Below are 18,744 nucleotides of genomic sequence, written 5' to 3'. Positions count from 1 at the left end.
GGTCATGACAGAAGCCTGCGTGACACCTCGCATATTCATATGGTTTGGGTATACTATGCGGCCTTTGGTTTCGGCTTTTTTTCTCGGCCAATTCAGGGCCGGTTTTCTAAGACAAGGTTTTATTCATGCGCACAGATTATTGCGGCAATATCAATGCATCTTTTGTTGGTCAGGAAGTGACGCTGACTGGTTGGGTAAATCGTCGACGTGACCTAGGTGGCGTTATTTTCCTCGATTTACGTGATCGCCAGGGCGTAGTGCAGGTGGTGTACGATCCTGACTTGGCCGATGTTTTCGAGCAAGCCAATAAAGTGCGTAACGAATTTTGTGTGCAAATCACAGGTCTGGTACGTGCCCGTCCAGAAGGACAGGTCAATAAAGACATGAGTACCGGGGAAATTGAAATCCTGGGTAAAGCGCTCACTGTGCTGAACAAAGCTGCACCTTTGCCGCTGGACTTCAACCAGGAAAACTCGGAAGAGCAGCGTTTAAAGTACCGTTATCTTGACCTGCGTCGCCCGGTGATGACCGAGCGTCTGATGTTCCGCGCCAAAGTAACGGGGGCGGTACGTCGTTATTTGGAAGACGAAGGCTTTCTGGATATTGAAACGCCAATTCTGACTAAAGCGACGCCGGAAGGGGCTCGGGATTATCTGGTGCCCAGCCGTACCCATAAAGGTGAATTTTTTGCCCTGCCGCAATCACCACAGCTGTTTAAACAGCTGCTGATGATGTCGGGCATGGACCGTTACTACCAGATTGTTAAATGCTTCCGCGACGAAGACCTGCGCGCTGACCGCCAGCCAGAATTTACCCAAATCGATATCGAGACCTCTTTCCTCGATGCCGATGGTGTAATGGCCATCACTGAACGAATGATTCGTGGCCTGTTTAACGACCTGCTAAATGTGGAGCTAGGTGAGTTCCCGCGTATGACCTATGCCGACGCCATGCAGCGCTACGGTAGTGATAAGCCGGATTTGCGTAACCCACTGGAGCTGGTGGATGTGGCAGACCTGGTTAAGGATGTCGAGTTTAAAGTATTCAGTGGTCCGGCCAATGATCCCAAGGGGCGCGTAAGTGTTATTCGTGTGCCGGGCGGCGCCACTTTGTCCCGTAAGCAGTTGGATGACTACGGCAACTTTGTTGGTATCTACGGCGCCAAAGGCCTGGCCTGGTTGAAGGTAAACGACAAGGCGGCGGGTCTGGAAGGTTTGCAGTCTCCTATTCTTAAATTCCTCGGTGAAGAGGTGGCGAACGCCTTACTGGCACGCACCGGTGCCGAAACCGGCGATATCCTGCTGTTTGGCGCTGATTCTGCTCGTGTGGTTACCGAGGCCCTGGGCGCTCTGCGTCTTAAGCTGGGTGAAGACCTGAATCTGTTGCAAGGTGAGTGGCGTCCGTTGTGGGTGGTGGACTTCCCCATGTTCGAAGAAGTGGATGGCAACTTGTACGCGTTGCATCATCCGTTTACCGCGCCACGTGACATGACTCCTGCGCAATTGGCGGCCGACCCGCAAAATGCGGTATCCAATGCTTACGATATGGTGCTAAACGGTGTGGAACTGGGCGGTGGCTCGGTACGTATTCACGATCAGGCTATGCAGGCCGAGGTCTTCCGCATCCTGGGCATCAGTGACGAAGAAGCTGAGCTGAAATTTGGCTTCCTGCTCGAAGCGCTGCGCTACGGTGCACCGCCACATGCGGGTTTGGCCTTTGGCTTAGACCGTATGGTGATGCTGATGGTGGGCGCAAGCTCCATTCGTGATGTGATGGCTTTCCCCAAAACTACCACGGCGGCTTGTCCGTTAACTGACGCGCCGTCGCCTGCCAATCCTGATGCACTCAAAGAACTGGCTATCCAGACTGTTAAAACCAGCCAATGAGTTTTAAACAGCCACGCTCGGTGCTGGTGGTAATTTATGACCAGCATCACCGAGTGTTGGTGATGCAGCGTCTGGATGATGCCAATTTCTGGCAATCGGTCACCGGCTCCATGGAGCCGGATGAACAGCCTTTCGATACCGCCTTGCGTGAAGTGCTGGAAGAAACGGGTATTGATGTTGCAACCCTTGGCTATCAGTTAGTGGATTGTGCTATTACCAACCAATACGACATTCGTCCCGCCTGGCGTCACAGGTATGCCCCCGGCGTAACCACCAACACGGAATATGTGTTTTGTCTGCAAGTAAAATCTGGCCAGACTATTGCGCTTAGCGAACACAGCGATTATTTATGGCTTCCCTGGCGGGAGGCCGCGCAAAAGGTGTGGTCACAGACCAATCGAGAAGCCATTAAACGGCTAGCCAAGGCGTGGGGAGAAGACCTGTGAGTATTATTTTAGGTATCGATCCCGGCTCAAGGATCACCGGTTATGGGGTGATACGTCAGGTTGGCAGTAAATTTGAGTACCTGGGCAGTGGCTGTATTCGCCTCCCTGACGGAGCTCTGCCCGAGCGTTTACAGCTTATCTATAATGGCATCACCGAGCTCATCACCCAGTATCAACCTACCCAGATGGCGGTGGAACAGGTATTTATGGCCCGCAACCCCGATTCGGCTTTGAAGTTGGGACAAGCGCGTGGCGCAGCGATTGTGGCCGCTACTAATCAAGCCTTGCTGGTTTCTGAATATTCGGCAAGGCAGATAAAACAAGCCGTGGTAGGCAAGGGCAGTGCCGCCAAAGAGCAAGTTCAGCATATGGTCACTTACCTGCTCAAATTACCCGGTAAACCCCAGGCGGATGCGGCGGATGCCTTAGCGGTAGCGCTGTGCCATGGCCATACCAGCCAGAGCCTGATCAAACTGGCAGGGCAGGCGAGTAAAACGGTGCGCGGGCGATTGCGCCGCTAAGCAAGGCGGATTGACGAACAGAACAAGTAACAGGAAGGCATAATGATAGGCAGAATTCGCGGCATACTGATTGAGAAGCAGCCACCCGAAGTGTTAATCGAGGTAGGTGGTGTTGGCTATGAAATCCAGATGCCGATGACCAGTTTTTACCAACTTCCCGAGCTCGGCAAGGAAGCCGTAATCTATACCCATTTTGTGGTGCGGGAAGATGCCCAACTGCTGTTTGGCTTTGCCAGCAAAGCAGAGCGGGCCCTGTTCAGAGAACTTATCAAGGCCAATGGTGTGGGACCTAAACTGGCGCTGACGATTTTATCGGGTATGTCGGCCAGTCAGTTTGTGATTTGTGTACAAAATCAGGATGTTAGTGCGCTGATAAAGTTGCCTGGTGTGGGGCGTAAAACCGCTGAACGTTTATTGGTGGAACTGAAGGACAGATTGAAACACTTCCTTGGTGATGATGAACAAGCCTTTACCCTTGCCTCACAAACCGGGCCGGTGGAGAATACTTTTGTGGTATCTGATGACCCTCGTGACGAGGCGATCAGCGCCTTGATTGCGTTGGGTTATAAACCAGCGCAAGCGGAGAAAACTGTGAAGTCCTTGTACAAGGACGGATTGAGTTCTGAGCAGCTTATCCGCGACGCCTTACGTTCCATGCTGTAACGCAGGCTGCGTTGCCAACCTTATATCAGCCAAGAGCATAACAGATGATAGAAGCCGACAGATTGATCCAGCCTACCGCCAGAGAAGAAGATGAGGCGGTAGATCGTGCCATACGCCCTAAAATGCTGGCCGATTACACTGGCCAGGATCATGTGTGTGAGCAAATGGAAATTTTTATTCAGGCTGCCCGTAAGCGCCAGGATGCGCTGGATCATTTACTTATTTTCGGCCCGCCCGGATTGGGGAAAACCACCCTGGCGAACATTGTGGCCAATGAAATGGGGGTCAATATCAAAACCACCTCTGGGCCGGTACTGGAAAAAGCCGGAGACCTGGCGGCGCTTTTGACTAATCTAGAAGCCCATGATGTGCTATTTATTGATGAAATTCACCGTCTTAGCCCAGTAGTCGAAGAGATCTTGTATCCAGCCATGGAAGACTACCAGTTGGATATTATGATTGGGGAAGGGCCAGCAGCCCGTTCCATCAAGCTCGATTTGCCACCTTTTACCCTGGTGGGGGCCACCACCCGAGCCGGTTCGTTAACCTCACCACTGCGCGATCGTTTCGGCATTGTGCAGCGCCTGGAATTTTACAATGTGCGCGATCTGACCCAGATTGTGCAGCGCTCGGCTAACTACCTGAATCTGAATATGCAGGAAGAGGGCGCCTTGGAAGTGGCGAGACGAGCCAGAGGCACGCCACGTATTGCCAACCGATTACTGCGCCGGGTGCGGGATTATGCAGAAATCAAAGCCGATGGTGTAATATCTCAGCAAGTCGCCGCCAAAGCACTGGACATGTTGGATGTAGACAAAGAAGGCTTCGATTATATGGATAGAAAGTTACTGAATGCCATTATCGACAAGTTTTCTGGTGGTCCCGTGGGATTGGATAACCTGGCTGCTGCTATTGGTGAAGAAAAAGACACCATTGAAGATGTCATCGAGCCATTTTTGATTCAGCAAGGTTTTTTGCAGCGCACCCCTCGTGGACGTATTGCCACCCAAAGAGCTTTCCTGCATTTAGGCTTTGATATTCAAGGTTAGAGGTTGGGCGTGACTCAGAGGCGTCGGGCTCAGGTCCGACTCTCTGTGAAGCGTTAAACCAGCAGCAGATAACACCCGCCATCTACTATACCCAAGCTGGAAAAGTCCGGATAAATATTGCTATATCAATGCGTTAAGCCAAAATTTTACGCCTTACGCCTTACGCCTTACGCCTTACGCCTTACGCCTTACGCCTTACGCCTAAAACAGGCAAAAAAAAAGCCCACCTAAAAGGTGGGCAAAAGCAACAAGTGTTGAAGGAAAAGGAAAACCCTTCCAGGGAACATGTCAACAGGAGATGTGACAAATGCATCTGGCTCTCAAAGATGAAACATCGTGCGCTAGCTCAGAATACGAAGTGTATTTTACGGCTTTGAGGTGATTGCACAATTGAGTTTTTCTGTCATTTATCATTAGTAAAACTAATGTGTAAATCTATTGTTTAAATTTGCTGTTGTCATTTTTCTGAAATAATAGCCTGAAAGGCCCATTAAAAATGGGCTTTTGCAATTCTGGTTGTTTTGTAATCGATTAAAAATACTATCAACATTCCCTTTGGCTATGACTTTATGCAGTGTCGGTAGATAGATATGCAATTACATATCATAAAGACAGCTTTTTCCGAGGCGGAAATGACTCGTATCGGGGCGCAGTTCCCACAGCGTAAGGGGATTAAGATTGTTCGCTTTGGTATAAAAAAACATCAGTTGCGATAGTCTACCCGTTACAGAGGGTGGTCGGGCTTGGTATGCTAGGAGCTGAATGTTAATTTTTGGAACTTATTGGCGGTGACGACGCATATTCATGAAATCCGAGTTTATTATGAGGACACGGACGCAGGGGGCATAGTGTATTATGCCAACTACCTGAAGTTTTTAGAGCGGGCCAGAACAGAATGGCTGCGCGCTTTAGGTATAGAACAAGATCTGTTATTGGAACAATCTATAGGTTTTGTCGTCAAACGGGTGGAAGTGGATTATCAGGCCGCAGCCAAGTTTAATCAGCTACTGCGTGTTGAGTCTCAGATCGCTGAGGTAAAACGGGCCAGCCTGCAATTCCAACAAAAGATCTTGGATCAAAACAACAACGTATTAGTGCGCGCGTCGGTGAAGGTGGTTTGTGTCAACCTGGTTGAGATGAAACCTATCGGCATACCGGAATTTATTTTAGGGGAACTATCCTGTGTCAGGTGAAATGTCTGTATTCAGCTTGTTTATGCAAGCCAGCTTATTGGTCAAACTTGTTATGCTGCTGTTGCTTGCTACTTCAGTGGTGTCCTGGGCATTTATCTTTCAACGCAGCAAAGCACTGAAGTTCGCTCAGGCTGAGGTTCGTAAGTTTGAAGATAAGTTTTGGTCTGGCGGTGATTTGAATCGCTTGTTCCAGGAAATTTCTGCGCGTAATCAAGTGTCCGGTATGGCCAGCTTGTTTGTAGCCGGATTTAAAGAATTTGCCCGTTTGCGCAAAAGTGCAGCGGCCTCGCCACAGGCGGTGATGGATGGTACTTACCGTGCCATGCGTGTCGTGCTGTCCCGTGAAGTTGATTCATTAGAAAGCCATTTACCCTTTTTAGCCACCGCCGGCTCCATCAGCCCATATATTGGTTTGTTTGGCACGGTGTGGGGCATTATGACGGCCTTTATTGCCTTAGGTGAAGTGCAGCAGGCAACCTTGGCCATGGTTGCGCCCGGTATTGCCGAAGCACTGATCGCGACAGCCATGGGTCTGTTTGCCGCTATTCCGGCGGTTATTGCGTATAACCGTTTCAGCCATCAGGTTGAGAAGCTGGAAAACAGCTATGCCAACTTTATGGAAGAGTTCTCCAGTATTCTGCATCGCCAGTCTCACGCCAGCGAAAGCGCAGCCTAGGAGCGAATATGTACGAGAGAAAGCGTCGCCGCCCGGTCTCGGAAATTAACGTCGTTCCCTATATCGATGTCATGTTGGTGCTACTTATCATTTTTATGGTGACAGCACCGTTAGTGACTCAAGGCGTAAAAGTAGAGCTGCCCAAAGCATCAGCAGAAGCCCTGTCTGATGATTCTAAGCCGCCTATCATTGCGTCTGTGAATATGGATGGCGAGTATTTTCTGAATGTGGGGGGCAATCCTGACAAACCCATGGCTGCCGATGAATTAGCTGCGCTTGTGGCTGAACAGTTAAAGCTGCAACCTGAGGCGCCAGTGGTGGTAAAAGGTGATGGCCGGGTAGCTTACAACCAGGTAGTACAGTTAATGGTATTGCTGCAACATGCCGGTGTCCCCTCTGTTGGTTTGATGACGGATTCCACGGAGCAGTAGATGGTCAAGTTGAAGGATTCCTTGTGGAAATCCGTTGCACTGCATCTTGTCCTCTTGGTGCTGTTAGCTGTCAGTGTGAACTTTCACACGCCTATGCCGACGCCTGACTTACCGCAAATGAATGTGGTGCAGGCGGTTGCTATAGATAAGGCGGTGATTGACGCGCAGGCTAAGCGAATTCAAGACAAGAAGGACGCAGAAAAGCGCGCTGAACGGCAAAGGCTGGCTGAGATAGAGCGTAAGGCCAAAGAAGCCGAGAAGAAACGCCAACAAGAAAAGGAACGTGCGCGCCAGGTTGAGCTGGATAAAAAGCGTAAGGCGGAGGAAAAACGTAAAGCCGATGCTGCTGCCGCTGAGGCAAAACGTAAAGCGGCAGAGAAAAAGCGCGCAGAGAAGGCAGAAGCCGAACGTAAGCGCAAAGAGCAGGAACGTTTGAAGGCAGAGAAGGCAGCCAAAGAGAAACGTGAGCGAGAAAAGAAAGCGGAAGACGAGCGAAAACGTCGTGAAGCACAAGAGCGCGCTGAAATGGAGCGGCAGATGCAGGAACAACTGCAGGCCGAGCAGGCGGCTCAGCAGCGGCGTCGCAGTCAGCAAGTGTTAACCGAGTTACAAAAATACACGGCGCTGATTAAGCAAGCTATTCAACGAAATCTGATTGTTGATCAGTCCATGAAAGGTAAGTCCTGTCGACTGAATATTCGGCTTGCTTCAAATGGATTAGTGACCCAAGTCAGAATTTTGAATGGGGATGCCATTTTATGTCGAGCTGCACAAACTGCCGTATACAAGGCTGAAACATTGCCGGTATCTCCGGAGCCGGATGTATATGAAAAGCTTAGAGATATTAACTTAACCGTAGAGCCAAACCTGTGATTAAAAGATTGTTATTTGCCGTTATGGCGTACAGCTGTTGTGTGTTGAGTGCCAACGCAACATTAGAGATTGTGATTACCGAAGGTATTGATACGGCCCGGCCGGTTGCTATTGTACCTTTTCAATGGAAAGGGCAAGGACGTGTACCTTTAAACTTATCTGAGGTCATTTCAGCTGATTTGGCCAGAAGCGGTAAGTTTAACCCCATTAAGACCGCCAGCATGCCGCAGATGCCAAGTCGAGACGGTGAAGTGGATTACGCCGCCTGGGCCACCAAAGGGGTGGAAGCTGTATTGGTTGGCAAAGTTGAAGAGCAAGGCATTGACCGCTACCTGGTGTCTTTTGAGCTGATTGATGTGCTGCGTGGGCAGATAACCGGTGGTAAGGCGCAAGTGCTGAGCAATGGTAAGTTAATTGGTAGCAGCGACCATATTCTGGTCAACCGCCAACATGCTATCGACGGCAATAGCTTCCGTCAGCATGCACACCGGATTTCCGATATTGTCTATGAAAAGCTAACGGGGGAGCGCGGTGCATTTTTAACCCGTATTGCTTACGTTATTGTTCGCGACCGCGCGCAAGAACCTTTTCCTTATCAGTTGGTTGTCGCAGATTATGATGGATTCAACGAAACCGTTTTACTGCGCTCTAAAGAACCTTTGATGTCCCCGGTTTGGTCACCTGATGGCAGCAAGCTGGCTTATGTGAGTTTTGAAAACCATCGTTCACAGATATACATTCAGGATATTTACACGATGAGCCGGACCCGAATTACCAATTTCCCTGGTATCAATGGCGCCCCCCAATTCTCGCCTGATGGCAAAAAAATGGCGATGGTGTTGTCCAAAGACGGTAACCCCGATATCTATCTGATGGATTTGGCTAGTAAACAACTTCGCCGCCTGACAGACAGCCGTAATATTGATACCGAGCCGACCTGGACACCGGATGGGCAAAACATCATCTTTACCTCAGAACGGGGTGGTAAACCTCAGTTATATAGCGTAAATTTAGGCTCGGGCAAGGTTCGCCGCTTGACTTTTGATGGAGAAATGAACCTAGGGGCTACGGTCACGCCCGACGGCAAGGAAGTGGTGATGGTTAACCGTACAAATGGAAACTATCACATTGCAAGATTAGATATGTCGTCCGGTATGATGCAGGTGCTGACCAAGACTTATCTGGATGAGTCGCCCAGTATTGCGCCGAATGGCAGTATGATAATATACAGTACCCTGCATAACAGAAGGCAGGTTCTGTCGCTTGTATCGTTGGATGGGCGCTTTAAAGCAAGGTTACCTGCGGCTAATGGACAGGTTAAATCACCAAGCTGGTCGCCGTTTTTAATGTAATTTGTTAAAACCTTTGAAAACAATAAGGATCACGAGAATGCAACTAAATAAAGTATTCAAGGGCGTCATCATTGCTCTGCCGGTAATCACTCTGATGGCTTGTTCTTCCAGCAGCCAGGTTGATGAACAAGCGTCAACCAATCAGTCTCAAACCAGTGCAGGACAAGAATCTTCTTCTAACGTGCAAACCGGTACCGTTGAACGTGTAAAAACGCCCCAGGAGCTGGCGCGTGAAGAGTTAGATGCGCTGCAAAATGAACAGATCGTATACTTTGACTTTGACCGTTCTACCGTTGGTTCAGATTACTACGGTATTCTGGACAAACACGCCGCATTCCTGATCAAAAACCCTGGTCAAACTGTGACTGTTGAAGGTCACTGTGACAGCCGTGGTACACCTGAGTACAACATTGCCTTGGGTGAGCGTCGTGCTAAGTCTGTAGCTACTTATCTGCAAAACGCTGGTGTCAGCAGTTCACAGATTTCTGTTGTATCTTATGGTGAAGAGAAACCTCTTGATCCAAGCCTGACCGAAGCGGCGTTTGCTAAAAACCGTCGCGGCGTATTGGTTTATCGTTAAGCATTAACGATGATTAAGTGTCACGTAGCCTTAATCGGAACCTTTATGGGAGCCGCCGTTTGTGCGGCTCCTGCGCCTGTCTCTGATGTAACTTCTGGTAGTTTAGAAAGCCGGATGGCTGCATTAGAGCGTATGGTTGATGCCCGAACGAATGCACAGCATTCGGTGCAAGCTCAATTAGATCAGGTACAAAACGAGGTTAACGACCTGCGCGGGGTTGTGGAGTTACATAGCCACAAGCTGGAGCAAATTCTGGAACGGCAACGGGAGTTGTATCTGGAAATTGATAAGCGTATTGATGCAGTGCTGAAGAGGCCGGCAAGTAGTCAGCCTGATTACACTGCACCTTTAGCTGATGCGGGTCCGACAGCAGGTTCGATGAGCGAGCAGGAAGCCTACGATCGTGCGGTAAATCTGATTTTACGTGACAAGCGTTATGATCAGGCAATCCCCGAGTTCGAAGCCTTTCTGAAAGCTTACCCAACGTCAGGTTTTGCTGCTAACGCGAGATACTGGTTGGGTCAGTTGTTGTTTAATAAGCAAGATTGGAGTGGCGCAGCCAGTCATTTTGAACGGGTTATTTCTGAATTCCCTGATTCAAATAAGCGTGCGGATTCCTTGTTGAAGCTGGGGATGATTGCACAAAATCAAGCAAACCTTGCCCGGGCACAGCAACTTTATGAACAGGTTGTTCGTGAGTACCCTGATTCATCAGCCAGAAAACTGGCCGAACCCAGGCTTCGTACACTTAAAGCGAATTAAGCATAAGTTGCAAATCTCATTAAACGCCGCAGGGTAATGCTCTGCGGCGTTTTTTTATGTCTGCATAAAGTACGCCCAAGATGGCCAGTAATAGGCCTGATAATCGCCTGAAGGCTTGTCTTGAATAACAATATGTCCGCTGTTTTCGAAGCGGCTGGTTCTCACCCCGCACGACCTATTAAGGTTGTGTTGACTAGGGTAGGGAGTTTGGAATGCTTGGTACTTTTTAGATTGTGGTGGGTCGTGCTGGATTCGAACCAGCGACCAATTGATTAAAAGTCAACTGCTCTACCAACTGAGCTAACGACCCACAATCTATGGAAGGTAGCAGATTTTCTCATTCGCGAAAGCTAGGAGAAAGTGGTGGGTCGTGCTGGATTCGAACCAGCGACCAATTGATTAAAAGTCAACTGCTCTACCAACTGAGCTAACGACCCACTTGTTTTCGTTGTCTGCTGCAACGGGCGCATATAATACTTATTTCAGAACCACGCGCAACCCAAATTTCCCAGAAAATGACATTTTTCTTTCTGAATGCTTTATTTATAGGCGGTATGTGCAAAATTAGCACCGCAGCGGCTAAAAAACATGCTTTGTAGTGCCCTTTACTGCCTGTTTTTCGTGAACAAAATTGTCTTCAAAGAGGCGATGAGTTGTTCTTACTACCAGTATTTTTCCACACTAATTTGGCCTGCGTGCCTTTTTAGGTGCATAGCTAAGCCTCTTTGTTGCAAAAGTTGCTGTGTTTCACTGACCATCTGCGGATTTCCACACAATATAAGGTGGCTGTTTGCCGGATTAATAGCTAATGCCAGGTCGTTTTCCAGAATACCTTCACTGAGCAGACTGGTGATCCGTTTTGAGTAGGCTGCATCAATAGATTCGCGGGTGACGCTAAGACAAAGTCTGAATTGTGGATGCAGCAACGCGATTTCGTTTAACTCATCTATATAGGCGAGATCTTCGGCGTACCTGACACCGTAGACCAGCACTATATTCTCAAACTGCTCCCAGATTTGTTCGCATCTGAGCATGGAGATAAAGGGGCCAACAGCGGTGCCTGTGGCTAACAGCCAAAGATCGCGACAGGGAGGGATTCCATCAAGTGTCATAAAGCCACTGGCCTTAGCGCTGACCTGCAACCTGTCACCGACTTGAAGATTGGCCAGCGCAGGTGAGAGTTTGCCGTTCTCTACGGCTACAACCAGTATTTCCAGCATATCGCTACCTGGTTGGTTAACTAACGAATAGGCCCTGCCGATGCGTTTATCTTCTAAAGGCAATGCCACCTTAATAAACTGGCCGGGTTCAAAAGGTGCTATATCGGCCTGAATCAACAAGGAGAATAGTTTATTGTTCCAGTCTTTGCGCTTCACTATCGTGCCTTCAATCCACATATTTCCTCCTCTTGCACATCTCTTATATATAGAACAAGCCAACTGGCTTTTCTGTCGATGGGGGGCTTTATTTACGCGCTGTCACGGCATATCAATTTTTTTGTAAAGCTTGTATAATCCGCAGCCCCTAGCAATGCCGAGCCGTACCATGATTCAGACTCAAACCATTGATACCCTCGAATATCCATTTCCTCCTAAGCCTGCTGCACTAGATGAAGCGCAACAATTGGCTTACAGAGAGCGTATCAAACGTTTGTTGAAAGAAAAGAATGCCGTTTTGGTCGCGCACTATTATACCGACCCAGTTATTCAGGCTTTAGCCGAGGAAACCCATGGCTGCGTAGCAGATTCATTGGAAATGGCCAGGTTTGGTCGTGATGCTAAAGAACAAACCCTGATCGTTGCAGGTGTTAAGTTTATGGGCGAGACCGCTAAAATTCTCAGCCCGGAAAAAACGGTGCTAATGCCTACGTTAGAAGCAACCTGCTCGCTGGATTTAGGCTGCCCTATCGACAAGTTCAGTGCCTTTTGTGACGAACACCCTGATCATACTGTGGTGGTGTATGCCAATACGTCGGCTGCGGTAAAGGCCCGTGCTGATTGGGTGGTGACGTCCAGTATTGCATTGGAGATTGTTGAGCATCTGGACAGTCAAGGGAAGAAAATACTCTGGGGCCCGGATCGCCACCTGGGTTCTTATATAGAGAAACAGACTGGTGCCGAGATGCTAATGTGGCAGGGCGCTTGTATTGTTCATGATGAATTTAAAGCCCGGGCTTTGGCCTCGCTAAAGCAGCAGTACCCCGATGCAGCTATTCTTGTTCATCCTGAGTCGCCCGCCAATGTCGTGACAATGGCCGATGCTGTTGGTTCTACATCACAGTTGATTAAGGCCGCTCAGACGCTGCCTAATGAGCGACTTATTGTCGCCACCGACAAAGGTATCTTTTATAAGATGCAGCAGGCAGCTCCAGGTAAGATCTTCCTTGAAGCGCCAACAGGTGGAAATGGTGCAACCTGTAAAAGTTGTGCGCATTGTCCGTGGATGGCGATGAATGGGCTGGACGCTATCGAGCAAGCCTTGACCGATAATAGCGGCCATGAAATTTTTGTTGATGAGGCAACCAGGGTTAAAGCGATGGTTCCTCTGAACCGGATGCTGGACTTTGCGGCAGCACATAGCATGAAGGTGAAAGGCAACGCTTAAGGGGGCATCGGGCGGATTTATCGCTTATTTGGCTAATTATATAGCGAATGACATATTCAGCCCGATATTTTCCTTGATTAACAATAGTGAATTCCCTAACATACGCGGCGCTTGAACAGGGGAGCTTTTAGTTACCTGTTCGGAATTTCTGCCAAGTTTGGGTTTATGCTCAAAGCAGACAAAATTTAGGGCTGGAGCCCCAAGCAACGAGCATGCCGCAGTGCTCCTGGAATTTAACCCAGTTAAACAACGCGGCCAAAAAATCAGAATTAGGTGAGGTGTCCGAGTGGCTGAAGGAGCACGCCTGGAAAGTGTGTATACGGCAACGTATCGAGGGTTCGAATCCCTCCCTCACCGCCATATAAAAGCAAAAGGCCCCGTCCAGTTGGACGGGGCCTTTTGCTTTTATATCCCGTGCAGGGCGGTCATGGTTCGAACCCTTGGTTCGACCAACTTGCTGGGAGCAAGTTGGAACGCCGCGCCGTCAGCGGCGGCCCGCAGGGCGAAGGGCAGGAAGCCCGGAGTCATCCCTCCCGTCGTAAAATCTCAAAACTGAACAGATATCTGTATTTGGACGGGGCCTTTTGCTTTTATATTCCGTGGAGGGCGGCCATGGTTTGAACCCTTGGTTCGACCAATTTGCCGGGAGCAAGTTGGAACGCCGCGCAGTCAGCGGCGGCCCGCAGGGCAGAATACAGGACGTATTCTGTAATCCCTCCCGATGTAAAATCTCAAAACTGAACAGATATCAGTATCTGGACGGGACCTCTGTACTCAAAAAGGTCAACAGGCTCTAATGTCGACCCCGGGGGAATCTATTAGTGTTATTTTGCCCATCTATTTTAGCTTTACGTGTTTATATCTTTACTTTATTAATCACGGAATACGCTGAAGAGCATTGTTTTTGCTGGATAAAGCGGAGCCTCAACTGCCATGTATTTGCTGTGCTGACATGACAATAATTGTTGTTTAGGTAGTTGAGCTTTATTACTCTGAAGTCAGTAGCAAAAGGAGGAAGTATGTTTGTCAGAATGGCGCTGTTCGTGATGCTGGCAATGCTACGGCCTGCCTGGGCTGAGTCTATGACCATCTATACGGAGCACTTTCCTCCTTACCAGTTTATACAAGAGGGGAAGGTGGTGGGTATTAATGCAGAGCTAATCATGCTGGTGTGCGAGCGGGCAGAGGTTGATTGTGAGTTGGAGTTGTTGCCTTGGAGCCGATCATTTCAGTTAACCCGGCAGCATAAGTTAAGTGGCCTGATTTCAACCGCCAGATATAAAGAGCGTGAGCAGCAGTTTAAATGGGTGGGACCACTGGTGAAGTCAACGTCTTACCTTTATCGGCTAAAACATCGTGATGACATTTCCCTTACCTCTCTTAGCGACGCTACGCGTTATACCATAGGCATTCAACCTAATGATATTTATGAAGCGGTGTTGTTAAAACATGGCTTCGAGAAAGGCAAGAATCTACTCAATGTATCCTATAAAAATGCTGACATGCAGTTGTTTATAAAAGGAAAACTTGACTTAATTATTGGTTCACCTTTGACGCTCAACTATCAAATTCACCCCTTAGGCTTTGCCTTTGATGATCTGGTGCCGGTACTGGAATTCCCTCTCGATGTTCAGGGGAATTATCTGGCTCTGAATGCCGCTTTTCCTGAGCCACTCCGTGAGCGTCTGCAATGGACTCTTGATAGTCTTCGTGTAGCAGGGGATGTTGATTCCCTGATTCAGAAGTATCAGGTTGCGCAAACCGCAATGAACTGAGTCTCAGGGAATGAGATTGATGAAATTATCTATTAATTGAAACAGTTTTATCAATTATGTCGCGACCGCTAAGGAAGGCTAAGCTTTTCCCTACAAAGGCCACGAGCCGGGTAGCTATAATACGAGGGCGGAAGGCCGAGCTGACTCAGCCTTTGGGGATGCGGATCTTTTTCTCTTCGCTTTCCCGGTATAACACCAGGTTGTGGCCGATAAGTTGTACGTTCAGCGCTTTTGTTTCACGAGCAATGGCATCGCAAATTAACCGTTTTTGTTCGCGGTCCGTTGTCGCCACTTTCACTTTTATCAGTTCGTGGTGATTAAGGGCGTTATCAATTTCAGCTAATACGCCTTCGGTTAAGCCATTGTTGCCAAGTAGTACAACAGGCTTGAGCGAATGGGCTAAACCTTTGAGGTATTGCTTCTGTTTGGTAGAAAGAATCATTAGGTTACAAATTTATCTTTTAACTAAAACACACCAGCGTTAATTGGTGTGTCTAAAGGGTTGAAAAACGGTATTCTACCGCCATCTTAAGCGCATGCCTAATGACATTAGCAGGTTATGCTAAAAAAGGCGTCATCGGCTAAAGCTTAAAATAGCGTAAAGGCAATGCACTTTGTCAGTGGGCATGGTTAGAAAAGGGCTTAGGCACAGATAAAATGGTGGAATTCAATAGGGCGCCTACGCTTTGTAGTGCAGGGGTTCAAGCCAGTTGAAGTACACCACCTCTGTGATAAGCGTTGAGATATCGGGGAAAGCGCTGGTGTGTTGCTAACCACAGATTGGTATAGTTTTTCTATGTCCGAGCAAAATGTCAGTCTTAAGTTTAGAAGAAGGCTTCCGCAAATAAGGGAGCCAAGAGGTAACCGGTTTCAAGGGTGATATTGAGGCGGTTTACATAGTTTCGAGCGTCGAACTCTGGTAGGCTAAGCCTGCCGGACTCTGGAGCCAACCCTAATGCGGTATTGCCACATGACAGGTAAGGGTTTCATAGGCGTTACATCCTGGTTGGTTTGGCTTGTACTGCTAAGTGGGATACCGGTTAGGAAAACCGGTCCGGATAAGAACTGTTTTTACAGAGGTTACAGCGTTGAGCGATATGGCAAAAAATTTAATTTTGTGGTTGGTTATAGCCGTCGTATTAATGACGGTGTTTCAGAGTTTCACCCCGGGGGAATCTTCTGGACGCCAATATGATTACACCCAGTTCATCAATGAGGTGAATCAGGGAATGGTGCGTGAAGTGCGCATTGATGGTCGGGAAATCAAAGGGGTGTCCCGTAGCGGCGAAAGCTTTACCACCTTTATTCCATCTGTTGGCGATAACGGCCTGGTGACAGACCTCATCAAGAATGATGTGCGTATGATCAATGAGCCGCCTGAGCGTCCGTCAATGCTGGCCAACATTTTCATCTCTTGGTTCCCGATGTTGCTGCTTATCGGGGTATGGATTTTCTTCATGCGTCAGATGCAGGGCGGCGGTGGTCGCGGGGCGATGTCGTTTGGCAAGAGCAAGGCGCGTTTGCTGGGCGAAGATCAGATTAAGACTACCTTTGCAGATGTGGCGGGCTGTGATGAAGCTAAAGAAGATGTATCTGAATTAGTTGACTTCTTGCGCGATCCGTCCAAGTTCCAGAAACTGGGGGGAAAAATTCCTAAAGGCGTTCTGATGGTCGGCCCTCCCGGTACAGGTAAAACCTTGTTGGCAAAAGCCATTGCCGGTGAAGCCAAGGTGCCATTCTTTACTATCTCCGGTTCCGATTTTGTTGAGATGTTTGTCGGTGTGGGTGCGTCCCGTGTTCGTGATATGTTCGAGCAAGCTAAGAAGTCAGCGCCTTGCATTATCTTTATCGACGAGATTGATGCTGTTGGCCGTCAGCGTGGTGCCGGTTTAGGCGGTGGTCATGATGAGCGTGAGCAAACATTGAACCAAATGTTGGTTGAGATGGACGGCTTTGAAGGTCATGAAGGTATTATTGTGATTGCCGCGACCAACCGTCCGGATGTCTTGGACCCTGCATTGCTTCGTCCCGGCCGTTTTGACCGTCAAGTGGTCGTTGGGTTGCCCGACATTCGTGGTCGTGAACAGATCCTTAAAGTGCATATGCGTAAAGTGCCTATTGCCGATAACGTTGATGCGGGTGTTATTGCGCGTGGTACGCCTGGCTTCTCTGGTGCCGATCTGGCTAACCTGGTTAACGAAGCGGCGTTGTTTGCTGCACGTTCTAACAAGCGTTTGGTTGCCATGGAAGAGTTTGATAAAGCCAAAGACAAGATCATGATGGGCGCAGAGCGTAAGTCTATGGTGATGTCTGAAGGTGAGAAAGAGATGACTGCCTACCATGAAGCTGGCCACGCTATTGTGGGGCGTATGGTACCCGAGCACGATCCTGTTTATAAGGTGTCTATTATACCGCGTGGTCGTGCGCTGGGTGTGACCATGTACCTGCCAGAGCAGGATAGGTTCAGTTACACCAAACAGCATCTGGAAAGCATGATTTCCAGCCTTTATGGTGGTCGTATCGCTGAAGACATTATTTATGGCGGTGAAAAGGTTACTACCGGAGCGTCAAACGATATAGAGCGTGCTACTGATTTGGCTCGTAAGATGGTCACCCAATGGGGCCTGTCAGATAAAATGGGTCCTATGCTCTACGCCGAGGAAGAAGGCGAAGTGTTCCTGGGACGTAGTATGGCCCGTGCTAAGCATATGTCCGATGATACGGCGCGTGCTATTGATGCTGAAATCAAAGCCGTCATTGATCGCAACTATGATCGTGCTGAGCAAATTCTGCGTGACAACATGGATATTTTGCATGCCATGAAGGACGCGCTGATGAAGTACGAGACTATTGATGCCAAACAGATCGACGATCTGATGGCACGTCGCGATGTTCGTCCTCCTGCAGATTGGGATAATGACAACAAGCCTAAGGGCGATGAGTCAAACAAACCTGAAAGCAAGGCTGAAACGAAGAAAAGTTCAGATGCGGATATCAGTAAGCCGGGCGACTTACCCAGCTAACACCCATCATCAATATCAGAAGGCGCTTTTTAGCGCCTTCTTTTTCTTGAGAAGAATCATTCAATGAAATTTGCCAATAAGACAGTGGATCTATCCAGTCCAAAGGTCATGGGGATCCTCAATGTTACCCCGGATTCATTTTCTGATGGTGGGCGTTTTAATAAACCGGACGCAGCTCTATATCAGGTAGAAAGCATGTTGGCTGACGGCGCTACCTTTATCGATGTCGGTGGAGAATCTACTCGCCCGGGCGCCGCAGACGTTTCGGTAGAGGATGAAATTTCTCGGGTGGTGCCGGTTGTGGAAGCGATTGCCAGCCGGTTTGATACTGTGATTTCAGTGGATACCAGTAAACCTGAAGTCATGTTGGAAGCCTGCCGCGCCGGTGCTGGATTGATCAATGATGTGCGGGCCCTGCAAGAACCTGGCGCCTTGAGTGTGGCTAAGCAAAGTGGGGCGGCGGTGTGTTTAATGCACATGCAAGGGCAACCCCGAACCATGCAACATGAACCTCAATATCAAGACTTGTTTGCAGACATATTTGCCTTTTTGGATGATCGAGTTCAGGCCTGTATCGACACCGGCATAGAGCGAGAACGTATTTTGCTCGACCCAGGCTTTGGTTTTGGAAAAACTTTGCAGCATAATTATCAGCTGTTGCAGGGAATGGAACGTTTCCACCATATGGGGCTGCCGCTCTTGGTGGGGATGTCGCGAAAGTCCATGCTGGGAAATCTCCTTGGTCGGGCGGTTGAAGAACGCTTGGCAGGCAGCTTGGCTTGCGCAACAATTGCAGCCCTCAAAGGGGCGCAGATTATTCGTGTGCATGATGTTAAACAGACAGTCGATGCGTTAAAAGTTACAATGGCAGTACTTGCTCCAGAAGCTATATAAAGATCGGATGATATCC

Annotated in this window: 18 protein-coding genes and 3 tRNA genes; 17 read left to right on the top strand and 4 right to left on the bottom strand. The window is 48.8% G+C overall.

Annotation, left to right across the window (positions count from 1 at the left end; genetic code table 11):
- Positions 1 to 125 precede the first annotated feature (125 nt).
- From aspS to ybgF, 12 genes are all read left to right on the top strand, one after another.
- Positions 126 to 1,886 (top strand): aspartate--tRNA ligase, encoded by a 1,761-nt coding sequence (gene aspS / locus IEX02_RS19610; RefSeq protein WP_188699157.1) that lies wholly within the window; start codon positions 126 to 128, stop codon positions 1,884 to 1,886.
- The gene (gene nudB / locus IEX02_RS19605) at positions 1,883 to 2,332 is read left to right on the top strand and encodes a dihydroneopterin triphosphate diphosphatase (protein ID WP_188699156.1); all 450 of its coding nucleotides are present in this window, start codon (positions 1,883 to 1,885) and stop codon (positions 2,330 to 2,332) included. Before aspS ends, nudB begins: the two co-directional genes overlap by 4 nt.
- On the top strand, positions 2,329 to 2,853 hold the full coding sequence (gene ruvC / locus IEX02_RS19600) for a crossover junction endodeoxyribonuclease RuvC (RefSeq protein ID WP_188699155.1): 525 nt from the start codon (positions 2,329 to 2,331) through the stop codon (positions 2,851 to 2,853). The genes nudB and ruvC overlap by 4 nt, the downstream gene beginning before the upstream one ends.
- A 42-nt stretch (positions 2,854 to 2,895) precedes the next feature.
- Complete coding sequence (ruvA, locus tag IEX02_RS19595; protein ID WP_188699154.1) at positions 2,896 to 3,516, top strand: Holliday junction branch migration protein RuvA; 621 nt, start codon at positions 2,896 to 2,898, stop codon at positions 3,514 to 3,516.
- Positions 3,517 to 3,560: 44 nt separating this feature from the next.
- Positions 3,561 to 4,565, top strand: coding sequence for a Holliday junction branch migration DNA helicase RuvB (gene ruvB / locus IEX02_RS19590; protein WP_188699153.1), 1,005 nt, complete (start codon positions 3,561 to 3,563; stop codon positions 4,563 to 4,565).
- A gap of 782 nt (positions 4,566 to 5,347) precedes the next feature.
- Positions 5,348 to 5,758 carry a tol-pal system-associated acyl-CoA thioesterase gene (gene ybgC, locus IEX02_RS19585; protein ID WP_229702303.1) on the top strand — a complete coding sequence of 137 codons (411 nt, stop codon included), beginning with the start codon at positions 5,348 to 5,350 and terminating at the stop codon, positions 5,756 to 5,758.
- The gene (gene tolQ, locus IEX02_RS19580) at positions 5,748 to 6,434 is read left to right on the top strand and encodes a protein TolQ (RefSeq protein WP_188699152.1); all 687 of its coding nucleotides are present in this window, start codon (positions 5,748 to 5,750) and stop codon (positions 6,432 to 6,434) included. The genes ybgC and tolQ overlap by 11 nt, the downstream gene beginning before the upstream one ends.
- Positions 6,435 to 6,442: 8 nt before the next feature.
- Positions 6,443 to 6,865, top strand: a complete 423-nt coding sequence (tolR, locus tag IEX02_RS19575; RefSeq protein WP_188699151.1) for a protein TolR — start codon at positions 6,443 to 6,445, stop codon at positions 6,863 to 6,865.
- Positions 6,866 to 7,738 (top strand): cell envelope integrity protein TolA, encoded by an 873-nt coding sequence (tolA, locus tag IEX02_RS19570; RefSeq protein WP_188699150.1) that lies wholly within the window; start codon positions 6,866 to 6,868, stop codon positions 7,736 to 7,738. It begins immediately after the preceding gene.
- 23 nt (positions 7,739 to 7,761) lie between these two features.
- Positions 7,762 to 9,090 carry a Tol-Pal system beta propeller repeat protein TolB gene (gene tolB / locus IEX02_RS19565; protein WP_188699213.1) on the top strand — a complete coding sequence of 443 codons (1,329 nt, stop codon included), beginning with the start codon at positions 7,762 to 7,764 and terminating at the stop codon, positions 9,088 to 9,090.
- 37 nt (positions 9,091 to 9,127) lie between these two features.
- Positions 9,128 to 9,670, top strand: coding sequence for a peptidoglycan-associated lipoprotein Pal (gene pal, locus IEX02_RS19560; protein ID WP_188699149.1), 543 nt, complete (start codon positions 9,128 to 9,130; stop codon positions 9,668 to 9,670).
- A 45-nt stretch (positions 9,671 to 9,715) separates the two neighbouring features.
- A complete protein-coding gene (ybgF, locus tag IEX02_RS19555; protein ID WP_373285046.1) occupies positions 9,716 to 10,432 on the top strand; it encodes a tol-pal system protein YbgF in 717 nt (238 codons plus the stop codon).
- Between the two features lie 234 nt (positions 10,433 to 10,666).
- On the opposite strand, the gene IEX02_RS19550 is transcribed toward ybgF, so the two are convergent.
- From IEX02_RS19550 to IEX02_RS19540, 3 genes are all read right to left on the bottom strand, one after another.
- Positions 10,667 to 10,742 (bottom strand) — tRNA-Lys (locus IEX02_RS19550).
- A 51-nt stretch (positions 10,743 to 10,793) separates the two neighbouring features.
- A tRNA-Lys gene (locus IEX02_RS19545) sits at positions 10,794 to 10,869 on the bottom strand.
- A 225-nt stretch (positions 10,870 to 11,094) separates the two neighbouring features.
- Positions 11,095 to 11,829, bottom strand: a complete 735-nt coding sequence (locus tag IEX02_RS19540; protein WP_188699147.1) for a ferredoxin--NADP reductase — start codon at positions 11,827 to 11,829, stop codon at positions 11,095 to 11,097.
- A gap of 148 nt (positions 11,830 to 11,977) precedes the next feature.
- Between IEX02_RS19540 and nadA the strand changes: the two genes are divergently transcribed.
- From nadA to IEX02_RS19525, 3 genes are all read left to right on the top strand, one after another.
- Entirely contained in the window at positions 11,978 to 13,036 is a 1,059-nt protein-coding gene (gene nadA / locus IEX02_RS19535; RefSeq protein ID WP_188699212.1) for a quinolinate synthase NadA, read from the top strand.
- A 272-nt stretch (positions 13,037 to 13,308) separates the two neighbouring features.
- A tRNA-Ser gene (locus IEX02_RS19530) sits at positions 13,309 to 13,396 on the top strand.
- Between the two features lie 659 nt (positions 13,397 to 14,055).
- Entirely contained in the window at positions 14,056 to 14,811 is a 756-nt protein-coding gene (locus IEX02_RS19525) for a substrate-binding periplasmic protein (protein ID WP_188699146.1), read from the top strand.
- Positions 14,812 to 14,956: 145 nt separating this feature from the next.
- Here the strand turns inward: IEX02_RS19525 and yhbY are convergent, their stop codons facing one another.
- Entirely contained in the window at positions 14,957 to 15,253 is a 297-nt protein-coding gene (gene yhbY / locus IEX02_RS19520) for a ribosome assembly RNA-binding protein YhbY (RefSeq protein WP_188699145.1), read from the bottom strand.
- A gap of 646 nt (positions 15,254 to 15,899) precedes the next feature.
- Between yhbY and ftsH the strand changes: the two genes are divergently transcribed.
- The gene (gene ftsH, locus IEX02_RS19515; protein WP_308422511.1) at positions 15,900 to 17,834 is read left to right on the top strand and encodes an ATP-dependent zinc metalloprotease FtsH; all 1,935 of its coding nucleotides are present in this window, start codon (positions 15,900 to 15,902) and stop codon (positions 17,832 to 17,834) included.
- Positions 17,835 to 17,897: 63 nt separating this feature from the next.
- The gene (gene folP, locus IEX02_RS19510) at positions 17,898 to 18,728 is read left to right on the top strand and encodes a dihydropteroate synthase (RefSeq protein WP_188699143.1); all 831 of its coding nucleotides are present in this window, start codon (positions 17,898 to 17,900) and stop codon (positions 18,726 to 18,728) included.
- The last annotated feature ends 16 nt before the right edge of the window (positions 18,729 to 18,744 follow it).

The sequence above is a fragment of the Bowmanella pacifica genome (assembly GCF_014645355.1).
GTDB lineage: Bacteria > Pseudomonadota > Gammaproteobacteria > Enterobacterales > Alteromonadaceae > Bowmanella > Bowmanella pacifica.
The sequence above is the reverse complement of the archived record's forward strand: the minus strand, read 5'-3'. Positions and strand labels throughout refer to the sequence as shown.

Coding starts and splice junctions, on each gene's coding strand:
- ruvB (WP_188699153.1), top strand. CDS start 3,561: ATGATAGAAGCCGACAGATTGATCCAGCCTACCGCCAGAGAAGAAGAT.
- yhbY (WP_188699145.1), bottom strand. CDS start 15,253: ATGATTCTTTCTACCAAACAGAAGCAATACCTCAAAGGTTTAGCCCAT.
- aspS (WP_188699157.1), top strand. CDS start 126: ATGCGCACAGATTATTGCGGCAATATCAATGCATCTTTTGTTGGTCAG.
- tolR (WP_188699151.1), top strand. CDS start 6,443: ATGTACGAGAGAAAGCGTCGCCGCCCGGTCTCGGAAATTAACGTCGTT.
- tolB (WP_188699213.1), top strand. CDS start 7,762: ATGGCGTACAGCTGTTGTGTGTTGAGTGCCAACGCAACATTAGAGATT.
- IEX02_RS19540 (WP_188699147.1), bottom strand. CDS start 11,829: ATGTGGATTGAAGGCACGATAGTGAAGCGCAAAGACTGGAACAATAAA.
- pal (WP_188699149.1), top strand. CDS start 9,128: ATGCAACTAAATAAAGTATTCAAGGGCGTCATCATTGCTCTGCCGGTA.
- tolA (WP_188699150.1), top strand. CDS start 6,866: ATGGTCAAGTTGAAGGATTCCTTGTGGAAATCCGTTGCACTGCATCTT.
- IEX02_RS19525 (WP_188699146.1), top strand. CDS start 14,056: ATGTTTGTCAGAATGGCGCTGTTCGTGATGCTGGCAATGCTACGGCCT.
- ruvA (WP_188699154.1), top strand. CDS start 2,896: ATGATAGGCAGAATTCGCGGCATACTGATTGAGAAGCAGCCACCCGAA.
- nudB (WP_188699156.1), top strand. CDS start 1,883: ATGAGTTTTAAACAGCCACGCTCGGTGCTGGTGGTAATTTATGACCAG.
- folP (WP_188699143.1), top strand. CDS start 17,898: ATGAAATTTGCCAATAAGACAGTGGATCTATCCAGTCCAAAGGTCATG.
- ybgF (WP_373285046.1), top strand. CDS start 9,716: ATGGGAGCCGCCGTTTGTGCGGCTCCTGCGCCTGTCTCTGATGTAACT.
- nadA (WP_188699212.1), top strand. CDS start 11,978: ATGATTCAGACTCAAACCATTGATACCCTCGAATATCCATTTCCTCCT.